The 18,504-nt window shown below is 55.9% G+C and carries 16 protein-coding genes, 11 tRNA genes and 1 other annotated feature; of the genes, 3 read left to right on the forward strand and 24 right to left on the reverse strand.

What is annotated here, in order from left to right; all coding sequences use genetic code 11:
- The first annotated feature begins 16 nt into the window (after window positions 1–16).
- Both HNR45_RS03570 and HNR45_RS03575 read left to right on the forward strand, forming a co-directional pair.
- On the forward strand, window positions 17–496 hold the full coding sequence (locus HNR45_RS03570) for a flavodoxin (protein ID WP_024048694.1): 480 nt from the start codon (window positions 17–19) through the stop codon (window positions 494–496).
- Between the two features lie 113 nt (window positions 497–609).
- Window positions 610–2,019 carry an amino acid permease gene (locus HNR45_RS03575; RefSeq protein WP_159822629.1) on the forward strand — a complete coding sequence of 470 codons (1,410 nt, stop codon included), beginning with the start codon at window positions 610–612 and terminating at the stop codon, window positions 2,017–2,019.
- Window positions 2,020–2,106: 87 nt separating this feature from the next.
- Here HNR45_RS03575 and HNR45_RS03580 read toward each other — a convergent pair.
- The 20 genes from HNR45_RS03580 to ypfJ form a co-directional block, all read right to left on the reverse strand.
- Window positions 2,107–2,191: transfer RNA gene (locus HNR45_RS03580), tRNA-Leu, on the reverse strand.
- Between the two features lie 16 nt (window positions 2,192–2,207).
- Window positions 2,208–2,294 (reverse strand) — tRNA-Leu (locus HNR45_RS03585).
- A gap of 14 nt (window positions 2,295–2,308) precedes the next feature.
- Window positions 2,309–2,384 (reverse strand) — tRNA-Phe (locus tag HNR45_RS03590).
- Between the two features lie 13 nt (window positions 2,385–2,397).
- Window positions 2,398–2,473 (reverse strand) — tRNA-Asp (locus HNR45_RS03595).
- 5 nt (window positions 2,474–2,478) lie between these two features.
- Window positions 2,479–2,554 (reverse strand) — tRNA-Val (locus HNR45_RS03600).
- 8 nt (window positions 2,555–2,562) lie between these two features.
- A tRNA-Glu gene (locus HNR45_RS03605) sits at window positions 2,563–2,637 on the reverse strand.
- A 35-nt stretch (window positions 2,638–2,672) separates the two neighbouring features.
- A tRNA-Glu gene (locus HNR45_RS03610) sits at window positions 2,673–2,748 on the reverse strand.
- Window positions 2,749–2,757: 9 nt separating this feature from the next.
- A tRNA-Lys gene (locus HNR45_RS03615) sits at window positions 2,758–2,833 on the reverse strand.
- Window positions 2,834–2,836: 3 nt separating this feature from the next.
- A tRNA-Gln gene (locus tag HNR45_RS03620) sits at window positions 2,837–2,911 on the reverse strand.
- Window position 2,912: 1 nt separating this feature from the next.
- Window positions 2,913–2,988 (reverse strand) — tRNA-Asn (locus tag HNR45_RS03625).
- 4 nt (window positions 2,989–2,992) lie between these two features.
- A tRNA-Gly gene (locus HNR45_RS03630) sits at window positions 2,993–3,067 on the reverse strand.
- A 168-nt stretch (window positions 3,068–3,235) separates the two neighbouring features.
- Complete coding sequence (gene larC, locus HNR45_RS03635; RefSeq protein ID WP_159822631.1) at window positions 3,236–4,009, reverse strand: nickel pincer cofactor biosynthesis protein LarC; 774 nt, start codon at window positions 4,007–4,009, stop codon at window positions 3,236–3,238.
- Complete coding sequence (locus HNR45_RS03640; RefSeq protein WP_159822906.1) at window positions 4,009–4,347, reverse strand: nicotinate-nucleotide--dimethylbenzimidazole phosphoribosyltransferase; 339 nt, start codon at window positions 4,345–4,347, stop codon at window positions 4,009–4,011. The genes larC and HNR45_RS03640 overlap by 1 nt, the downstream gene beginning before the upstream one ends.
- Window positions 4,314–6,716: a homocysteine S-methyltransferase family protein gene (locus HNR45_RS03645; protein WP_159822633.1), complete on the reverse strand. Its 2,403-nt coding sequence runs from the start codon at window positions 6,714–6,716 to the stop codon at window positions 4,314–4,316. Before HNR45_RS03645 ends, HNR45_RS03640 begins: the two co-directional genes overlap by 34 nt.
- On the reverse strand, window positions 6,703–7,293 hold the full coding sequence (locus tag HNR45_RS03650) for a hypothetical protein (RefSeq protein WP_159822635.1): 591 nt from the start codon (window positions 7,291–7,293) through the stop codon (window positions 6,703–6,705). The genes HNR45_RS03645 and HNR45_RS03650 overlap by 14 nt, the downstream gene beginning before the upstream one ends.
- Entirely contained in the window at window positions 7,274–8,176 is a 903-nt protein-coding gene (metF, locus tag HNR45_RS03655; protein ID WP_159822637.1) for a methylenetetrahydrofolate reductase [NAD(P)H], read from the reverse strand. The genes HNR45_RS03650 and metF overlap by 20 nt, the downstream gene beginning before the upstream one ends.
- 42 nt (window positions 8,177–8,218) lie before the next feature.
- Window positions 8,219–8,458: a binding site (T-box leader), on the reverse strand.
- A 75-nt stretch (window positions 8,459–8,533) separates the two neighbouring features.
- Window positions 8,534–9,142, reverse strand: coding sequence for a hypothetical protein (locus tag HNR45_RS03660; protein ID WP_034436991.1), 609 nt, complete (start codon window positions 9,140–9,142; stop codon window positions 8,534–8,536).
- Window positions 9,142–10,188, reverse strand: a complete 1,047-nt coding sequence (locus tag HNR45_RS03665; RefSeq protein WP_159822639.1) for a nicotinate-nucleotide--dimethylbenzimidazole phosphoribosyltransferase — start codon at window positions 10,186–10,188, stop codon at window positions 9,142–9,144. Before HNR45_RS03665 ends, HNR45_RS03660 begins: the two co-directional genes overlap by 1 nt.
- Window positions 10,169–11,245, reverse strand: a complete 1,077-nt coding sequence (cobT, locus tag HNR45_RS03670) for a nicotinate-nucleotide--dimethylbenzimidazole phosphoribosyltransferase (RefSeq protein ID WP_034436993.1) — start codon at window positions 11,243–11,245, stop codon at window positions 10,169–10,171. The genes HNR45_RS03665 and cobT overlap by 20 nt, the downstream gene beginning before the upstream one ends.
- 93 nt (window positions 11,246–11,338) lie before the next feature.
- Window positions 11,339–12,178, reverse strand: a complete 840-nt coding sequence (gene ypfJ, locus HNR45_RS03675) for a KPN_02809 family neutral zinc metallopeptidase (RefSeq protein WP_024065388.1) — start codon at window positions 12,176–12,178, stop codon at window positions 11,339–11,341.
- A 166-nt stretch (window positions 12,179–12,344) separates the two neighbouring features.
- Here ypfJ and HNR45_RS03680 point away from each other — a divergent pair, with 166 nt between their 5' ends.
- Entirely contained in the window at window positions 12,345–13,760 is a 1,416-nt protein-coding gene (locus HNR45_RS03680) for an aldehyde dehydrogenase family protein (RefSeq protein ID WP_159822641.1), read from the forward strand.
- 46 nt (window positions 13,761–13,806) lie between these two features.
- Here the strand turns inward: HNR45_RS03680 and HNR45_RS03685 are convergent, their stop codons facing one another.
- The 4 genes from HNR45_RS03685 to murA are packed head-to-tail and all read right to left on the reverse strand — an operon-like array spanning window position 13,807 to window position 18,456.
- Complete coding sequence (locus HNR45_RS03685) at window positions 13,807–15,744, reverse strand: SpoIVB peptidase S55 domain-containing protein (RefSeq protein ID WP_159822643.1); 1,938 nt, start codon at window positions 15,742–15,744, stop codon at window positions 13,807–13,809.
- A 7-nt stretch (window positions 15,745–15,751) separates the two neighbouring features.
- The gene (locus HNR45_RS03690; RefSeq protein ID WP_235020602.1) at window positions 15,752–16,057 is read right to left on the reverse strand and encodes a biotin/lipoyl attachment domain-containing protein; all 306 of its coding nucleotides are present in this window, start codon (window positions 16,055–16,057) and stop codon (window positions 15,752–15,754) included.
- 43 nt (window positions 16,058–16,100) lie between these two features.
- Window positions 16,101–17,219, reverse strand: coding sequence for a rod shape-determining protein (locus tag HNR45_RS03695; RefSeq protein ID WP_159822645.1), 1,119 nt, complete (start codon window positions 17,217–17,219; stop codon window positions 16,101–16,103).
- Window positions 17,206–18,456 (reverse strand): UDP-N-acetylglucosamine 1-carboxyvinyltransferase, encoded by a 1,251-nt coding sequence (gene murA / locus HNR45_RS03700; protein WP_159822647.1) that lies wholly within the window; start codon window positions 18,454–18,456, stop codon window positions 17,206–17,208. The genes HNR45_RS03695 and murA overlap by 14 nt, the downstream gene beginning before the upstream one ends.
- Window positions 18,457–18,504 lie beyond the last annotated feature (48 nt).

Below are 18,504 nucleotides of genomic sequence, written 5' to 3' on the forward strand. Positions count from 1 at the left end.
GAAAGGAGCATGCGGCATGGCTAAACCGCTGATTGTTTATTTTTCAAAAACCGGTCATTCCAAACAACTCGCCCGTCTCGCCCAAACGTTAGTCGGCGGTGATCTTTGCGAGTTGAACTTGGTCGCCCGCTATCCGGAAAACTATATTCTGAGCGTTATGCGCTCCGGCGCGAGCCTCATCGCGGGCGAATTGCCGAAACTGCGTCAGATTCCGGATATCAGCGCCTACCGTGAAATTCTTCTTTGCTATCCGCTCTGGTGGTGGGAACTGCCCACACCGGTCATGCGCTTTCTGCACGATGTCGACACGACCGGCAAAACGATCTATCCGATTTGCTCGTGCGGCGGCGGCGGTCTCGGTAAGTCGGTGAAGCGCATTCGTAAATTAGCGCCGTATGCGGCCGTGCAAAAAGGAATTTTCATTCGCGAAGCGGATACGAACAACAAAACCGCAGCAGAGTCCCTCGCCGCGTACCTTGCGCCGCTGGGAAAATAAGATATAAAAAGAACCTCGTCTTGACGAGGTTCTTTTTTATTTTACAAGCTTGCATTTTAAAATAAATATCCCTAAAATAGAAATAAATTTATATTAAATGAGGCGATGTGATTTTGTCTATTTTCCGTACCAAAAATCTGCGCGGTTTACTCGCGGAAATTGCCGCGCAAGGCGAAGATCGTAAATTACGGCGATCGCTGACGGCGCTGGATATTACCCTGTTGGGCTTAGGTGTCATGATCGGGACGGGGATCTTCGTTTTGACGGGCATTGTTGCCGCCGAATACGCGGGCCCCGGTTTGATGCTTTCCTTTGTGCTTGCAGCCGTTGTCTGTACGTTCGTCTGTCTCGCCTACTCGGAGCTTGCGTCATTCATTCCGGTCGCTGGTTCATCGTATACGTACGCGTATGTCTCACTCGGTGAAATTTTCGGCTGGCTCGTGGGCTGGTCGCTTATCCTGGAATACACCGTCGGCGCGAGCGCCGTGGCCGGCGGCTGGTCGGCGTATTTTACAAGTATTTTGGCGGACATCGGTATCCATTTGCCGAAAGTGCTCACGACCGTTCCCGCCGAAGGCGGCCTGATGAATTTGCCCGCCATGTTGATTGTCGGCGTCGTTTTGTTTTTCCTGCTGCGCGGCATTCGTGAAAGCGCCGGCGCCAATCGCATGCTGGTCTTTGTCAAATTAGGCACGATTTTCCTTTTCCTGCTCTTGGCGGGGCCGCATATTAACCCGCAAAACTGGACGCCGTTCTTACCGTACGGTTGGTCGGGCGTATCCGCGGGTACGGCTGTGCTGTTTTTCTCGTACCTGGGATTTGATTCGCTTTCCACCGCGGCGGAAGAAGCACGCAATCCGGGACGCGACATGCCGATCGGCATTATCGCCGCACTGACGCTGACCACGCTTTTGTACATCGCCGTCAGCGCCGTCATGACCGGTGTCGTTCCGTATCCGGAACTCGACACCGCCGCTCCCGCATCCTTTGTCTTACAAAAAATCGGTCTGCGTCTCGGCTCGGCCATCATCGGTACCGGTGCGATTTGCGGCCTGTCAACCGTATTGTTGGTTATGATCTACGCGCAAACCCGCGCCTTTTACGCGATGAGCCGCGACGGTTTGATTCCCGAATCATTGTGCCGTGTTCACCCCGTGTACCGTACACCGTACCGGATTACATTGATCGTCGGGTTGGCTGTGGCATTCATCACCGGCTTCACACCGATTCATATCGTTGCCGAAATGTGCAGCGCCGGTACCATTTTCGCCTTCCTCTGCTCATGCAGCGGGCTGTTGATTTTGCGCAAACGCTATCCCGATGTAAAACGGCGTTTCGTCTGTCCCGCCGTGTGGCTGATCGCGCCGCTCGGTTTTCTCTCCTGTCTCTACATATTTTCGCAGCTCTCCGCCCACACGCTGGAACTTTTCACCGCGTGGTTTATCCTGGGCGTGATTATTTACTTCGTTTACGGTCGCAAGCACAGTCATTTAAATGCGGTTGAAAATGAATCCGCGCAATAAAAAAAGAGCTTTCAAAGCTCTTTTTTATTGCCTGTATTTTTATAATTTACGTATAAAAAATCCGGGCAATGCCCGGTTCTTGTTAAGTGGTGCGGTTGGAGAGACTCGAACTCTCACGGATTGCTCCACTGCCGCCTGAAGACAGCGCGTCTGCCAGTTCCGCCACAACCGCGTGGGTAATATGTAGTTGGTGCGGCTGGTGAGACTTGAACTCACACGGAGTTACCTCCACTACCCCCTCAAGATAGCGCGTCTGCCTGTTCCGCCACAGCCGCAAGCTGTGAAAAAATGGTGCCTCAGGGCAGAATCGAACTGCCGACACGAGGATTTTCAGTCCTCTGCTCTACCGACTGAGCTACCGAGGCAAAAAAGAAAAAATGGCGACCCGGATCGGATTTGAACCGACGATCTCCGCCGTGACAGGGCGGCATGTTAACCACTACACCACCGGGCCATAGATGGTGGGCGATGACAGGATCGAACTGCCGACATCCTGCTTGTAAGGCAGGCGCTCTCCCAGCTGAGCTAATCGCCCATATAAAATGGTGACCCGTGGGGGATTCGAACCCCCGATACCGCCGTGAAAGGGCGGTGTCTTAACCACTTGACCAACGGGCCGTGTATAAAATTGTTCCCCAAGGTTAAAATGAATATGGTGACCCGTGGGGGATTTGAACCCACCGATCCCGCCTTGAGAGGGCGGTGTCTTAACCACTTGACCAACGGGCCAGAAAAAAGTGGTGATCCATCCGCGACTCGAACGCGGGACACCCTGATTAAAAGTCAGGTGCTCTACCAACTGAGCTAATGGATCACGTGGCAGGGGTGGAAGGATTCGAACCTGCGCATGGCGGAGTCAGAGTCCGCTGCCTTACCACTTGGCTACACCCCTATGGCTCCCTGAGTAGGACTCGAACCTACGACCGATCGGTTAACAGCCGATTGCTCTACCAACTGAGCTATCAGGGAATAATGGAGCGGGAAACGAGATTCGAACTCGCGACCCTCGCCTTGGCAAGGCGATGCTCTACCACTGAGCTATTCCCGCATATCAACAGATGCCATTGTAACATACCGTTTTTTTTATGTCAATGACCAGTTAAGTTACTATATAAGAATAGCAAACGAGGATTTTTTTGTCAAGAAGGTTTTCACTTTACCGAAAATTTGTTTTACAAAAAAGTGACATAGCAGAACGTTGCTATGTCACAAAATTTCAAGGGTTTTGGCCGAAAATGTAGGGCGCCGGTACCTGCCAGCGCTGCACAGGCAACAACTGGCCGTAGTAGCCTCCCAATGTATTGGACGCAGCGAGATCATACGTCCCTGCGCCGTAGCCGACACGATCAATCACCAATTCAGACGGACGTTTTTCTACCGGTACGGCAAATGTCGCAAGCGCCGCCGCACCGGTCGGTGTAGTGAGTTCATAGTCGGGCGTTCCGGTGATCGTCGGGAAACCCTGCAACAAAAACTGTGTCGCGGGCGCGGGGACCGAAAGTTCGCCGTGTGCCGCGCGAATCGTACCCGATCCGGTGGCCACCGGGCCTGTTAATACAATATCGATGTCCAAATATTCCAAACCGAGCGCAATCGACGCGCAATCGATGATGCAATCGACCGCGCCGACTTCATGAAAATGCACGTCTTCTGGCGCAATCCCATGGGCCCTGCTTTCCGCCAGCGCCAGTGACCAGAAAATGGATACCGCGCGTTGTTTCGCGCTGCCTGACCAATCGGCGCGCGCCAAAATGGTTAAAATATCCGGTAAATGACGATGCGTGGTTGTTTCCTTCACATCAACGTTAAAATACGTCGCCGTGATGCCTCGCTTGTTGACCTTTTCAAAAATCAACTCGTAGTCGTCAAGTCCGAGTTTTTGTAACTCATTGATCAGCCAAATCTGTGGCACTCCTAAATCAAGCAACACCCCGACAAACATGTTGCCGCTGATCCCGCTCACGGGATCCAAGTACAATGCCCGTTCCATCAGAGCACTTCCTTTCGCTGCCTTCCTTTACCCGGACCGTCCTCGGCCACCGTCACACCGGCGGCGCCGAACGTCCGCATTTCATTCAACATATCGAGTGATGCGTCGAGCAGGGACAGCCCCAATGTCGAGCCGAGTCCTTGCGCCAACGTGAAATTATAATGCAACGCTTCCTGTAATCCCAACTTTTGTAATTGCAATTTGTGCAGGGGATCAGGATACGCCGCCGAGGCGAATACGTAGTCGTTTAGCCGCGGCGCGATCGCTACCGCCGCTACTGCCGCCTGTCTCCCCGCGATACCGCCTACCGCATCGGATCTTCCCGGGTGCCGAAAAATGCCGCCGCAATATCGGCCACGGCCGCGGGGTGTGCCGCATACCGGTCCGCACCGATGTCGGCCGCGTAGCGTTCATTGAGTACGGCACCGCCGACCACCACTTGCACGTCGGGAATCTCCCGTTTGAGCAAGGCGATGGTTTCCTGCATGGAGACAACCGTCGTCGTCATCAGCGCACTCAAGCCGACCAGTCGTGCATGATAGGTGCGACAGGCATCGAGGATCGCTTGGGGCGGCACGTCTTTGCCGAGGTCGATGATCCGATAGCCGTAGTTTTCCAGTACGACTTTGACAATATTTTTGCCGATATCATGCACATCGTGCCGCACCGTCGCAAGAATAATCGTGCCGCGATCGGCGGCCGTTTCTCCCTTAGCCTCCAGTACCCGTTTGACTTCGGCAAACGCAACTTGTGCGGTTTGCGAGGCCCGGATCAGTTGCGGTAAAAACAGTTCCTGCGTTTCAAAACGTCGTCCCACCTCGTTCAATGCGCCGATAAGATCCTCATTGACCACGTCAAGCGGCGCTTTACGGGCGAGCAGTTCTTTTGTCAGTCGCAGCGTTTCCGCTTCCAGTCCGTCGACAATCGCCGCCAAAATCGTCGAGACGGGCGACGGTGCCTTGGCCTCGTCTTGTACTTTACGAGCCCGGGCGATCCATTCCCGCGCCCCGTCATCGTATCCCGCCAGCACACGGTAGGCGGCCAATGTATCCGTCATACCCCGATCGCCGGGATTGGCAATCGGGGCGTCCAGTCCGTGGGCCAGTGCCATCTGTAAAAATGTCCGATTAATGATCGAGCGTTCCGGCATGCCGAAGGAAATATTGCTCACGCCGAGTGCGGTCGCCACGCCGAGTTCCCGTTTCACGAGAGCAACGGCCTCGGCGGTAATCCGTGCATTTTCCGCACCGGTGCCGAGTGTCAATGTCAGACAGTCAATGAGGATATTTTCTCGCGGGATACCCCATTCCAATGCGCGAGTAACGATTTTTTCTGCCAGTGCGAGTCGTCCTTTTGCCGTATCGGGAATCCCGTTTTCATCCAGCGTCAGTCCCAGTACGCAGGCCCCGTAGCGGCGAGCGATCGGCAATACTTGTGCCAGACTGTCCTCCCCCGCATTGACCGAGTTGAGCAGCGGTTTGCCCGCCACCGCTCGTGCCGCCGCCGCCAACGCGGTCGGTGAGGCCGTGTCAATCACGAGCGGCGTACCCGTCACCGTTTGTACGGCACGTACCGCCCGCGGCAAGAGTGTCGGTTCATCGACACCCGAGGTACCGACATTGATGTCAAGAAGCGCCGCGCCTTCCCGACGTTGGACAACAGCTTCCCGAACGACACGATCAAGTACGCCGCGACGCAGTTCTTCCTGCAACTCCCGTTTGCCCGTAGGATTGATTCGTTCTCCGATCATCAGCGGGCCTTGTCCCAAAACGACGGTTTCCGCATAAGAGGACACCCGTGTTACGGGAGTGACGGAAGGTCTCGTGCCGTGCACTTCCCCACGCAACGCATGCAAGCGTGCCATCAGTGCGGGATCGGTACCGCAGCAGCCGCCGATGATCTCCACGCCGCGCGACAGGAAATAGCGCATATGATCAAGATGCGCCTGTACATCGAATCGACTATGACCGTCGGCATCGGGAATCCCGCCGTTCGGCTGCACGATCAACGGCAGTTTCGTTGCCGCCAACAAAGCGTCCACCAGCGGTCGTGTCTCCGCCGCCCCGAAGGAGCAGTTGATCCCGACGGCTGTCACGCCGAGTCCTTCCAGTGTTGTCGCCATACTGACGACATCGGTCCCCGTAAAGGTCCGTCCCGTATGTTCAAAACTCATCGATGCCAAGACGGGAAGATCGCTGTGTTCGCGGGCCGCAAGAACGGCATATTTGAGTTCCGCCAAATCGGTTTGCGTTTCGATGATGATCAGATCGACACCGGCCGCCACCCCCGCTTCGACTTGTTCCCGATACAAATCATACGCCCGCTCGGGAGACATATCCCCCGCCGGTGCAAGCAACGCGCCGATTGGCCCAATATCCAAGGCCACGTAAATCGGTCGTGTGCCGTGATCGGCGATATAGCGTTCCCGTGCCCGCCGCGCACATCCGACGGCGGCATGAATCAAGGCGCTCGGTGTCGCATCCGTATCCGCACATTTGTAGCCGTTGGCACCAAACGTGTTTGTCGTCAGCACGTCCACGCCGCTCACGAGATAGTCATAGTGTATCGACTCGATAAGTGCAGGCTCATGCAGTACGCACATATCGGGCGCAATCCGCAGATCCGGTCGCCGCCGTTGGACTTCCGTACCCATCGCTCCGTCAATGAGTACGGTCTGCCCGGCAAGAAATGTACTAAATGGTATCATGGGGTTCCTCCTTTCGTGTGCAGCCGGTGAGAAAAATAATCGATTTTTCCGGCACCATCAGATGACCGTCCGTCACATGCACACCGATTCGCTTCGACAGTTGCAGGCATGTTGCCAATTCCTGATTGAGCGCCAGCGGTACGTCACCGTAGCCGGGACTGAAACGCATCGTCGTTGCACCGAACGTGTGCTGCAAGTACGCCGCATAGGCATCGACTAATACCGACGCCGTCGCGTCGACGACAACCCCCAGTGCAGGATCGGTCGCCATCCATTCACGAATAGTACGATACACGTCCTGACCGATGGTACAGCCGCAAACGATGACCTCGTCGCAATCGGCAAAGAGCCGTCCGAGCGAACGATACGGCAACACGGTATCTCCCCAGCAGCCGCCGGTATCCGTACTCCGCCACGGGCGTCGCTGATGCGTTTCCCGATATACGGCGGCCGCATCGACAATCTCCCGCGCCCGATCGAGCCAACGGCGATCGGACTCACTGATCCGGCGCCGTTTGTGTCGCAAAAAACGCAACACGTCGTCTTCATCATAAAAATCAGCCGGCGTTCGTTCCACGATGTTCCTCCTTGACCGTTTGCAAGGTGCGGCCGATCCCCCTTGTGACCGCCTGTACCACTTCCGGCCGATTCATCACATACAGGTGAATACCGTCCACTCCCGATGACAATAAATCAATAATCTGCTCGCACGCATACGCAATGCCCGCATCATACATCGCCTCCGGCGCATGCTCGTAGCGGTCGAGCATCCGGCGAAACTTCGGCGGCAAACTCGCCCCCGACAACGCGGTCATTCGCACAATCTGCGCCTTGTTCAGACAGGGCATGATGCCGGCGGAAATCGGCACATTGATGTCGATACTGCGGGCCGTTTCCAAAAAGCGGAAAAACGCGTCATTGTCAAAAAACAGCTGCGTCACCAAAAAGTCCGCCCCCGCATTCACCTTATCTCGCAAGCGGATCAAATCCGCCGTCAGGCTGCGAGCCTCCGTATGGCCTTCAGGATACGTCGCCGCACCGATACAAAATGCGTGCTTGGAGCGCACGTAAGCCACCAGCTCATTGGCATAACGGAATCCGTCCGCGGGCATTTCGCCGTCTTCTCTGCGATCGCCGCGAAGTAACAGCGTATTTTCAATTCCCGCCGCTTCGATCCGTGCCAAAATCTCCGCCAGTTCCGCTTGCGAATATCCCACGCAAGTCAAATGCATCAACGGCTCGATGTCCAGCTCCTTGCGGATATACTCCGCCAATTTCAACGTCAACATACCGCGTGCCGCCCCCGCCGCACCGTACGTCACCGACATATAGTCGGGATGCCATTGGGCCAACTCATGCAATGTCGCCACCATATTGCCCAAATCGCCTTCCCGTTTCGGCGGGAACACCTCAAACGAATATAACGGCCCTTCTTTTTCATACTTGTCTTTGATTTTCATACGGACCTCTTTTCCCTATAAAAAAAGCCCTCGCCCTGATTGCTCAGGGACGAGGACACTCGTGGTACCACCCTACTTCATCTGCGCTGCAGACCTCATTCATGTACGGCTCAAAGAGCGATACACCAGTGCAGTGACGGGCACACCCGGCACGACCTTGCCTTGCGGCTCAGCCGGCAGCTCCGAGGCCATTTTCCGCAACGGTTATGATCGCCCGTTTTCACCGACTCGGGCTCTCTGTCGATCGTCTGCGTTGCGTACTCTTCTCTTCATCGCTTTTCACATATGTAAATTAGAAGCATGATACCAAATCCGTCGACCGATTGTCAAACACTTCAGAAAATTATCACGTAATTCTCACCAACCACTAATCGTACCGCGTGCACGAGCGGTATCGCCGAATACGTAAGGACGCTCCTGTGTCCACGGCACCGGCTGTCGATAGCCGAGTGTCGCCTCCGTTACCGCATCACCGCAGATGCCGTAGCCGACCCGATCGGCAATCCGCTCACCCGGCATTTGTGTCGTCACCCATGTCTGCGTTAATACGGCGATCGCTCCCGTGCCGACGGATTCCGCCGCGACAACCGTCACGTCAAGATAATCCAATCCCAACGCAATGCCCGCCGCCAGCAGCCATTCGTCCGCTGTCAGCACCGCGCCGACCGTTTCCGCCTGAACGGCCAACGCGGCCAAGCGTTGCCACCCGCCCGCCGCTTCACCGTCCGTCGGCAAGGACGCACGTACCGCCGCGGCAGCGGGAGAAACGGGCAGCGTCGCCGTCACCGCGACATCACGCCCGACGATCCCGCGACAGGTGACGTCATGAACCGTCACCGTTGCGCGATCGTGGCACCACCGCCGGTATTCGGCTTGCCAATATGCCGCCGGCACGCCGCAACCGGCAAGCGCACCGAGCCAGCCCGCCGGCGAAGAAAGCACCGGCAGATACAATATCCGTTCCATCACCGCACCTCTTCTCTCTGTCGCCCCTTGCCCGGGCCGTCTTCCGCCACCGCCACACCGGCGGCGCCGAACGTCCGCATTTCATTCAACATATCGAGTGATGCATCGAGCAGGGACAGTCCCAACGTCGAGCCGAGCCCTTGCGCCAACGTGAAATCATAATGCAACGCAGCCTGTAATCCCAATTTTTGCAATTGTAATTGGTGCAGGGGATCAGGATACGCCGCCGAGGCGAATACGTAGTCTTTTACCCGCGGCGCGATCGCAGCCGCCGCTACTGCCGCCGCGCCGGTGACGCTGTTGTCAAAAACGATCGCCATATGGCGCGCGGCCGCGCCTAAAACCAGCCCCGTCAACATCGCAATCGATGCGTTTCCGTAGCGCGTGAGTACCGTTTCCGGTTCCGTTTGCGCCAACGTCCACGCCTCACTTTGCGCGGTAAAGCCCTGCGCCCGCATCGCTTCGGAGAGTTCCGGTCCTAAAAAGGCCGTCGTCACGGCAAGCGCCGCAAGCGCGCCGCGAGCGCCGATTTCACCGAGCGCCAATGCTTCGACGCCGCTATGCGCCAATTCACCGGCCAGCGCGCCGCCGAAGGCAATCGCTTCCGCGCATGCTTCCTGCGTCAGCGCGTCCCCTTTTTGCAATGACTGACTGCCGTTTTGCATTTTATGCAGCATCACGCCCGCGACATGTTCGGTGTTTTGTTCCAAGCCGACATCCGCCACATATACCGGCGCCTGCAGTTCGCGCGCCAACGCCGAAACGGGCGCCGCGCCGCCGGCAATAAGCATCAGTTCCGCCAGGCTCTTTTTTCCGTGATCCTGATTGTCCGGACTGTCGATCGACGTATCCGCGGCGGCAATGACAATGGCTTTTTGCAGGCGAGCCGGTTTTTTACGGCAGGTAATGCCGGCGATGCGAATCGCCATTTCTTCCAATTGCGCCAATGAGCCCAACGGTTTGGTAAGGTTATCGACGTACTCGCGGCATTGCTCCATCACCGAGGTGTCGAGCGGCGCGATTTGATCATTCCATGCTTCCAACATCGGCGTTACCTCCCTGCATCATTTCTTGTTTCGTCAGGCAATCATTGTAAATCGCCAACGCATGTTCAAGCATGCGCATCTGCACCGACGCACCGGACGCTTCTCCGAGCCGTAGCCCTAAATCAACGTAGGCTTCCGTCTGCAAGGCCTCAAGCGCCATGCAATGCGCCTTTTCCGCCGACAGATGCGACGCCATCACATAGTGACGACTGGCAGGAGCGATCGCTTTGGCGATATGCGCGCAGGCGGTCGTATTGAAGCCGTCGATGATGACCAGCGCATGATGCGCGGCCGCCGCTAAAATAACGCCTGAAATCACACCGAATTCGAAGCCGCCGACTTTCGCCAAGACATCGATGCCGTCCGTTTTATCCGGACGGTTCACCGTCAACGCTTTCGCAACGATTTTCTGTTTGCGCGCCAAACGTTCATCGGAAATATTCGTGCCTCGTCCCGTCACCTGCAATGCATCCCAGCCGCCGAATGCACCGATGATCGCTGCCGCCGATGTTGTATTGGAAATCCCCATTTCCCCGACGGAAAGCAATCGGTAACCGCGCGCGATGACATCACCGGCCACTTCGATCCCCGCTTCGATCGCTTGAATCGCCTGCGCCCTCGTCATCGCCGGGCCTTCACTGAAATCCTGCGTGCCGTAGGCGATTTTTCTGTCCAAGAGCCCCGGAACTCCACTCATATCCGCATTGATGCCCGCATCAATCACCGTCATGTCCGCTCCGGCGTAATGCGCCAGCGCGTTGGCTCCGGCGCCTTTACTGATGAGATAATTTTTCGTCATCTCTACCGTCGTTTCCACCGGATACGCGGACAATTGATGACGCGCCACGCCGTGATCCGCCGCGGCTAAAATCATCATTTTCTTAGGCGGCGTCGGCATGACTTCACCCACTACCGCCGCATATTGCACAACGATATCGCGCAGTTTTCCCAAGTTTCCGTTACCGAGCACCAAATCATCGGCGCGCGACGCGGCCGCTTCCGCAATGCTCGGCGATGGCACTTCAATCTGCGCCACCGTCTTTTCCCACAGACTCATAGGATCCCTCCCATCATAATGACTTCATTATAACACGGACATTTTGTCTTCTATTTCGCACAATAAAAAAGCGGTATGTCCGCTTTTTTGATTTTAAATTTGCAGGCCCAGGGCCCCGAATGTATCGCCGTGACCGAAATCATGGTACTGCATGCCGCGTCGGAACCACTCCGCGCGCTGCGCGCTGGTGCCGTGCGTAAATTCCTCCGGACGGATCTGCCCTTGCGTGATCTTCTGCAAATGGTCATCGCCGACCGTCTTGGCGGCATTGATCGCCTCTTCGATATCGCCCGCGTCAAGGTAGCCTTTTTGCTGTACATAGTACGCGAACACTCCGGCCAAATAATCCGCATGCAGTTCCAGCGCGACCGAGTATTTTTTCGCGTCCGCCTCACTCATTTGTTGCTGCAGCTTATGAACATGCATCAGCAGCCCCGATTGGTTTTGCACGTGGTGACCGACTTCGTGCGCCAACACGTAGGCCATCGCAAAATCGCCGCCCTGACCGCCGAATTTGCGTTGTAAATCGTTGGCGAACGTCACGTCCATGTAAATGGTTTTATCGACCGGACAATAAAACGGACCGGTCGATTTGCCCGCCACGCCGCAACCGGAACGTACCTGTTCTTCAAAAAACATCAGTTTCGGTTCTTCGTATCTTTCTCCGACTTCCGCGAACTTTTGGTGCCAAACATCTTCCGTGTCCGCCAAGACGACGCTCAACATATCTTCCATGTTGCGGCGCGCCGGATCGCTCGCCTGCTGTTCCACCTGTTGCGTCTGTCCGGCGCCCGCCATATTAATTACGTCGGAAACGTTACCGCCGAAAAACGAATAGATCAAGGCGAAAATAATCAAACCCAAACCGCCGATTTTCGCCGGTCCGCCACCGCGCCCCGTGTTACTGCTCATCCGTCTGCCCCGCCATTGCATTGCCGAAACCTCCTCTGCATTACGTCCGTTTTATTTTCATTTTAGCATACAAAGCGGCTAAACACACCGCTGCGGACGATAAAACTTCGCCATCGCACCTTGTTTCCTATTTTAGATGCAAGTACAATGAAACCAAACAAATCCATTGTTACGAAAGGAGTCGCCTATGAATTTTGAACGTTTATATATCAACGGGGAATGGGTATCGCCCCAAAGCACGGAACGAATTAAAGTGGAAAATCCCGCGAGCATGTATCGGTTTGCCGCCGTTCCCGTCGCCACCGATACGGAAGTCGACGCGGCCTGTCGGGCCGCCGCCGATGCCGCCTGGCGTTGGCAGGAATCGCCGCTCGCCGCGCGGCTGACGATTTGCGAAAAAATGTTGGCGCAGCTGCTGACCCGCAAAGCGGAAATCGTCGATATTGAAATCCAAGAACTCGGCGCGCCGAGTCAAATGGCCGAAACGGTTCATTTCGATTTCCAGGTGGAACGCATGCGTACCTTCATGCGCCTTGCGCAAGAAATCGAATTTCGAGAAGAGTTGGAGCATTCGACATTGTACCGTGAGCCGGTCGGTGTAGTCGCGGCCATTACGCCGTGGAACTATCCGCTCGGTCAGGTCGTGCAGAAAATTATGCCGGCCATTTTGATGGGCAATACCGTCGTGTTGAAACCGAGTCAGCACACGCCGCTTTCCGTATACTACTTGGTGGACGCGTTCCATCAGGCGGGACTGCCTAAAGGCGTTTTGAATCTCGTCACGGGTCGCGGCGGCGACGTCGGCAACGTCTTGGCTTCGCATCCGCTGGTCGACATGGTTTCCTTCACCGGTTCCACTACCGGCGGCATTGAAGTCGGTAAGCACGGTTTGGATTCGGTGAAAAAAATCCACTTGGAACTCGGCGGCAAATCGCCTTGCGTGATCCTGCCGGGCGCCGATATCGATCAGGCGATTCGGGCCTGCTTCAATTCGCTCCTCTTGAATTGCGGTCAAACGTGCTCGGCGCTGTCTCGCTTGTTGATCCTGGAAGATCAAAAAGAAGCCATTGAAGCGCGCTTGGTGGAAATTCTGCAAGAATATCCGGTCGGCGATCCTCGTGCAGAAGGCACGAAGATCGGGCCGCTGGCCAGTGAAAAACAGTTCACTAAAGTAAAAAAATATATTGAAACGGGTCTTGCCGAAGGCGCGCGCATGCTCACCGGTAGTGTGCCCACCGAACCGATCGGCGGCTACTACGTCCAACCCGTGATTTTCACCGATGTCACCAACGATATGCAAATCGCGCAGGAAGAAATTTTCGGTCCCGTGCTGTGCGTCATTACGTACAAGGACCTGCCGGATGCGTTGCACATCGCCAACGATACGATTTACGGTCTGAATGCCGCGGTGCACGGACCGTTTGATGAGGCCGTCGCGTTCGCGCGCCGCATTAAATCGGGCAATGTGTATATCAACGACAGCGCGCGCGATGTAACCGCGCCGTTCGGCGGTTACAAAATGAGCGGCATCGGCCGCGAAGGAGGAATCGAGGGTATCTTGGAATTTACCCAGAGTAAAGTCCTCTTTGATCATGACGCGTAATTTACGCCAATAAAAAAAGAACCGCAGTTGCGGTTCTTTTTTTATGTCATTTTTTATCTTTCGCCGGGCGCTTGTCAGCTTGCGGCTCTTTGTTCGCGTCTTTATTTTCCTGGTCATTGTCCGCTTCGGCATCGTTTTCCGTCACTTTTTCCCGCAGCTGCGCCATGATTTCTTTCACCGCATCGCGACGGCGGCGATCGTTGGGCGCTACCACTTCAAACTCGAATTGGCCGTCGCCTTTGATAATGTACGGCATCGTGACGCGCGTTTTGGCTTTTTCGTCCTCATCACCACCCGCCAACGTATCCGCGTCGGTCTTTTTACCCTTGTGCAAATAGTCCGGCAGCGTTTCTTTCGCCGGTTCCTGCAACTGCGCATGATGCCCCGCGGACTTTTCATCCGGTACCATGCTGACATTATCTTCCAGAATTTCCACGATCAGCTCGTTATTTTTGTCTTCCTTCTGCAGCTTGTTCAGAAAATCGCGGAAATCTTTATACTTTCGCAACCGATCAATAATTTCATCCGTCAAATTGAGTTGCTGCTTTTGGATCAGGTACGGCAACGGTACGACACCGCCGCCGCGCACTTCCAGCGTCATCGGCCCAAGCGGCTGATCGGCGGGCACCGTAAAGGCGAGCGTCTTGGAAACGACTTCGCCGCGGTACGGACGCAGTTTCACATTGACATAGATGATGTCGCCCGGGCTCACAATCCCCGGCCGCGCTTTCGCGTCGATGATTTCCGCGACTTCTTTATCTTCCGTCAGCGAAAGCGACAAGTTAATGCCGCGCAACGCGTATTTTTGAAACGGATTTTTCGCCAGCGCCTCGAGCACGTTGTACAGTTCATCCACAGAACGTTCGCTGACGCTTTTAGACGAGTAGTACATATTATCGCGCTTAAATGTCGGCAGGGACGTATCCTGCGGCAAAAATTCATAGCTGAGTTTGACCGTGCCGCGACCGCCGCGATCAATCGTTTTTTTGACAAGATCGTACGCGGTCGTCGCCGCCAAAATCGGCGTCAAATCATGATCTTCGACCATGCGCACATTCGCCGCGCGATCCGTTTGCGTATCGCGATCCGTCACGTTGACCTGCATCGCCACGGCTTTCGGCGCGCGCCCCTCGATACCGGCAATCCCCGCGCCGCGATCCTGATAAATCTTACCGATCTCGCTGCCGATGGAACCGATCTTAAACGCAGAATTCACTGACGGTACCACCGTGAAAATGTACGAATTGTGCATGAAATAATCCAATTCGCCGCGCTTTAAAAACGGATGCCCGAACGCCACGATGCGATTTTCATCGGCGTACGTAACCGTACCGATCGCGCCCAATTTCAAATCGCCGGTGACGAGCGTCACCGCGACCGCGCTGCCCGGTTGCAACGCATGCGGCGCGGCGTCATAATTTCCCGCGCCGGCTGTCGCTTGCGGCTGCAAGCCGAACGGCGCCAATTTTTGCGTCAGATATTGCAACGACTCGGGCGTAAATCCCGCCGCCATCAACGGCGTGCCCATCGGAATCAGCGGCGGCTCTACCGACGGCGCTTCATCGTGCGCCGCTTTATCCGGCAGCGCCCACAGTTTCAGCATGTCGCCGATCGGCGTCACCATGCCCACCGTGCCGTCCGCAAACCCCCAGCCGTACCCGATCGCGCCGACAAGTTTACCGTCAATATACACGGGACTGCCGCTCATGCCCTGCGCGATGCCGCCGGTTTTTTCAATCACCGGGCCGCTGACTTTGACCAAAATTAAGTCCCCTGAAGGACCGCGCTGTTGGAGTACTCCAAGCACATTGACGTCAAATTCTTCAATTGTGTCGCCCTGCACCACCGTCTTGGCCACACCGCGCATGCCTTCCCGCACATCCGACGGCGGCATGATATCGACCGCGTTGGCGAAGCCGGTTACTAATGTAAAGAGAAGCGTCAGCAACCATACCGATCGCCGACGCTTTTTGAATACGTTCATATCGCTCCTATTTGGTTTCCACGATCGCGACTTCGTCGCCTTTATTGATCGTTGCACCGACTTGCGTTTCCACTTTTGTTACTTTACCGTCTACCGTAGCCCGCGCTGCCGGCATCGAACCGGCCAACGATTCGACGGAGACAAGCGGCGTGCCTTCTTTGACGTCCGTACCTACCGGCACGACATCGGTTACTTTACCCGTTAATACGGTTGTATGAACCACAGCCTGCGCCATGACGCCGACCACGCCCAAAACAGCTAAGGCCGCGGTCAATAATAAGGACGCGCGCATGCGTTTTTTGCTTTTTTTCATAGTATCACCTCACACGCATATTATACCATATTGCCATCTGCGCTTACGCGGAGTGCGGATTTTCAAAGCCCAAAGAGTCACGCAACAAGGGCATTTCCCACAGCGCTTTGCCCGCGCCGATGGCCACCGCATAGAGCGGATCTTCGCCGAGATACACCGGCACGCCGAGAAATTGTGTTAAGTAACGATCTAACCCGCGCAAAAGCGCGCCGCCACCGACCAGCATGATGCCGTGCGACGAAATCCATTGACTGAGTTCGGGGCGTGTTTGATGTAACACTTCATGCAACGCCTGTGCGATCTGATGCGCGTAGGGAATCAGCGCCGGTCGCAACATGGCTGCCGTGATTTCCGTTTGCCGCGGTAAACCGGTTTGACTGTCTTTACCCGCGCATAGCGATGTGGCCATCGCGTTTTCATCGACATCGCAGAAACGCTGTTTCAAACGTTCACAGGTGAGGGGACCGAGCAACAATCCCGTTTCCTGTAAAACGATTTTCGCAATCGCCCGATCAATATCCATGCTGCCGAGCGGCAGCACTTCCGTATCCACCAAACCGTTCGCGTCCACCACGGCCAGATCCGTTTTGCCCGCGCCCAAATCGGCGACCAACAGTCCCGCTGTTTTGGCTTTATCCAAATCGGCGCCGTACGCCGCGGCAAGCGTTCCCGACAAGCGTACCGCTTTCCGCGCTCCGAGAGCCGCCGCCGTGCCCAACAAGGCCGCCGCAGCGACATCGCTTTGCCGTCCCGCCATCGTCATCACCAGGCGCGGACGTTTCCATAAACCCGAAACTTGTCGTCCGACAAGTTCACGCACCAAGTGCGCCGCCGCGGAAAAATCGGTGATGACACCGCGTTCCACCGGTCGCACCAAGGCAAGTTCCTGCGGTACGCGGCCGGCCAAGGCCGCCGCTTTCGTACCGAGCGCCACGACTTCACGCGTTTCCCGGTCGACTGCCAGCACCGAAGGCTCCCGTACCACGACACCCTCGCCGCGTACATACACTACCGTGTTGGCGGAGCCCAAATCGACAGCGATATCCGTCGCGCCGACACCGGCCAGCCAATCGAGCAGGGAGTGCGAGCGATGTTGCCGCGTCGCGGGCGGTGTCCGTCGCGCGCTTTTGCTCCGTACCGATTTACGTTTATTTCCGAACAATGTCTGCTCCCAAACCGCTTAATTTTTCCACAAAACGGTCATAACCGCGATCGATGTGATGCAGATGTCCGACCGACGTCATTCCGTCCGCCACCAGACCGGCCAGCACCAAGGCGGCGCCGGCGCGCAAATCGGTCGCTTCAACCGGACAACCTTCCAAACGTTCCACGCCTTCGATCACCGCGCTGCCGCCTTCAATTTTAATTTTGGCGCCCATGCGAGTCAACGCATCCACATGCATGAACCGATTTTCAAATACGGTTTCTTTGACCACGCTCGTGCCCTCGGCAATTGTCGTGAGCGCCATAAACTGCGCCTGCATATCGGTCGGAAAACCCGGATACGGCAATGTTTTCACGTCGACCGCCTGCAAGCGATCCGGACCGACTACGCGAATGCCGTTGATGTCTTCCACCACGGCCGCGCCCGCTTCTTTTAACTTCGCGACCAGCGGTTTGACGTGCTCCGCCAACGCGTTTTCCACATACACATCCCCGCCCGTCATGGCCGCCGCCACCATGAAAGTACCGGCTTCGATACGATCGGGAATGACACTATGCACGACACCATGCAGTTCTTTCACGCCTTCGATGCGGATCACATTCGTGCCCGCGCCGCGAATGTTCGCGCCCATGCTGTTCAAAAACATCACGAGATCGACAATTTCAGGCTCTTCCGCTGCATTTTCAATGACCGTGCGACCGTCGGCAAGGCATGCCGCCATCAACGCGTTTTCGGTCGCGCCGACACTCGGAAAATCGAGGTAAATCTGCGCGCCTTTTAAGCCGTTCGGTACGACGGCTTCCACGTAGCCGTGCCCCAAATTAATTTCCGCACCGAGCGCGGCGAACGCTTTCAAATGCAGATCAATCGGTCGGGTGCCGATCGCGCAACCGCCCGGCAGCGAAATTTTCGCCCGCCCCAAGCGTGCCAAAAGCGGCCCCATCACAAGGAACGAAGCCCGCATTTTGCTGACCCATTCGTACGGCGCCTCATAAGATGTCAACTGCGCCGCATCAAAGCGTAATTCATTGTCCGTTTGGGAAACGACGACGCCGAGTTGCTCCAACACCTTGCAAATGGTCGTGACATCTTCCAAATGCGGAATCTCCGGCAAAGTGCTCGGAGTAATCGGCAGCATCGTCGCCGCAATAATCGGCAATACGGCGTTTTTGGCGCTCGACACGCGCACTTTGCCGGAAAGTCGGCGACCGCCTTTGATGAATAATTGTTCCAACTGGTTCCTCCACTATCGGGGTTATATTGTATAGTAATTGGCAAAAAT

Source organism: Negativicoccus succinicivorans (genome assembly GCF_014207605.1).
Classification (GTDB): domain Bacteria; phylum Bacillota; class Negativicutes; order Veillonellales; family Negativicoccaceae; genus Negativicoccus; species Negativicoccus succinicivorans.

What these genes read in the sequence shown, in the direction of transcription:
- HNR45_RS03570 (WP_024048694.1), top strand. Translation starts at nt 17, where the DNA reads ATGGCTAAACCGCTGATTGTTTATTTTTCAAAAACCGGTCATTCCAAA.
- larC (WP_159822631.1), bottom strand. Translation starts at nt 4,009, where the DNA reads ATGGAACGGGCATTGTACTTGGATCCCGTGAGCGGGATCAGCGGCAAC.
- HNR45_RS03645 (WP_159822633.1), bottom strand. Translation starts at nt 6,716, where the DNA reads ATGATACCATTTAGTACATTTCTTGCCGGGCAGACCGTACTCATTGAC.
- metF (WP_159822637.1), bottom strand. Translation starts at nt 8,176, where the DNA reads ATGAAAATCAAAGACAAGTATGAAAAAGAAGGGCCGTTATATTCGTTT.
- HNR45_RS03660 (WP_034436991.1), bottom strand. Translation starts at nt 9,142, where the DNA reads ATGGAACGGATATTGTATCTGCCGGTGCTTTCTTCGCCGGCGGGCTGG.
- HNR45_RS03665 (WP_159822639.1), bottom strand. Translation starts at nt 10,188, where the DNA reads ATGTTGGAAGCATGGAATGATCAAATCGCGCCGCTCGACACCTCGGTG.
- cobT (WP_034436993.1), bottom strand. Translation starts at nt 11,245, where the DNA reads ATGAGTCTGTGGGAAAAGACGGTGGCGCAGATTGAAGTGCCATCGCCG.
- ypfJ (WP_024065388.1), bottom strand. Translation starts at nt 12,178, where the DNA reads ATGCAATGGCGGGGCAGACGGATGAGCAGTAACACGGGGCGCGGTGGC.
- HNR45_RS03680 (WP_159822641.1), top strand. Translation starts at nt 12,345, where the DNA reads ATGAATTTTGAACGTTTATATATCAACGGGGAATGGGTATCGCCCCAA.
- HNR45_RS03685 (WP_159822643.1), bottom strand. Translation starts at nt 15,744, where the DNA reads ATGAACGTATTCAAAAAGCGTCGGCGATCGGTATGGTTGCTGACGCTT.
- HNR45_RS03690 (WP_235020602.1), bottom strand. Translation starts at nt 16,057, where the DNA reads ATGAAAAAAAGCAAAAAACGCATGCGCGCGTCCTTATTATTGACCGCG.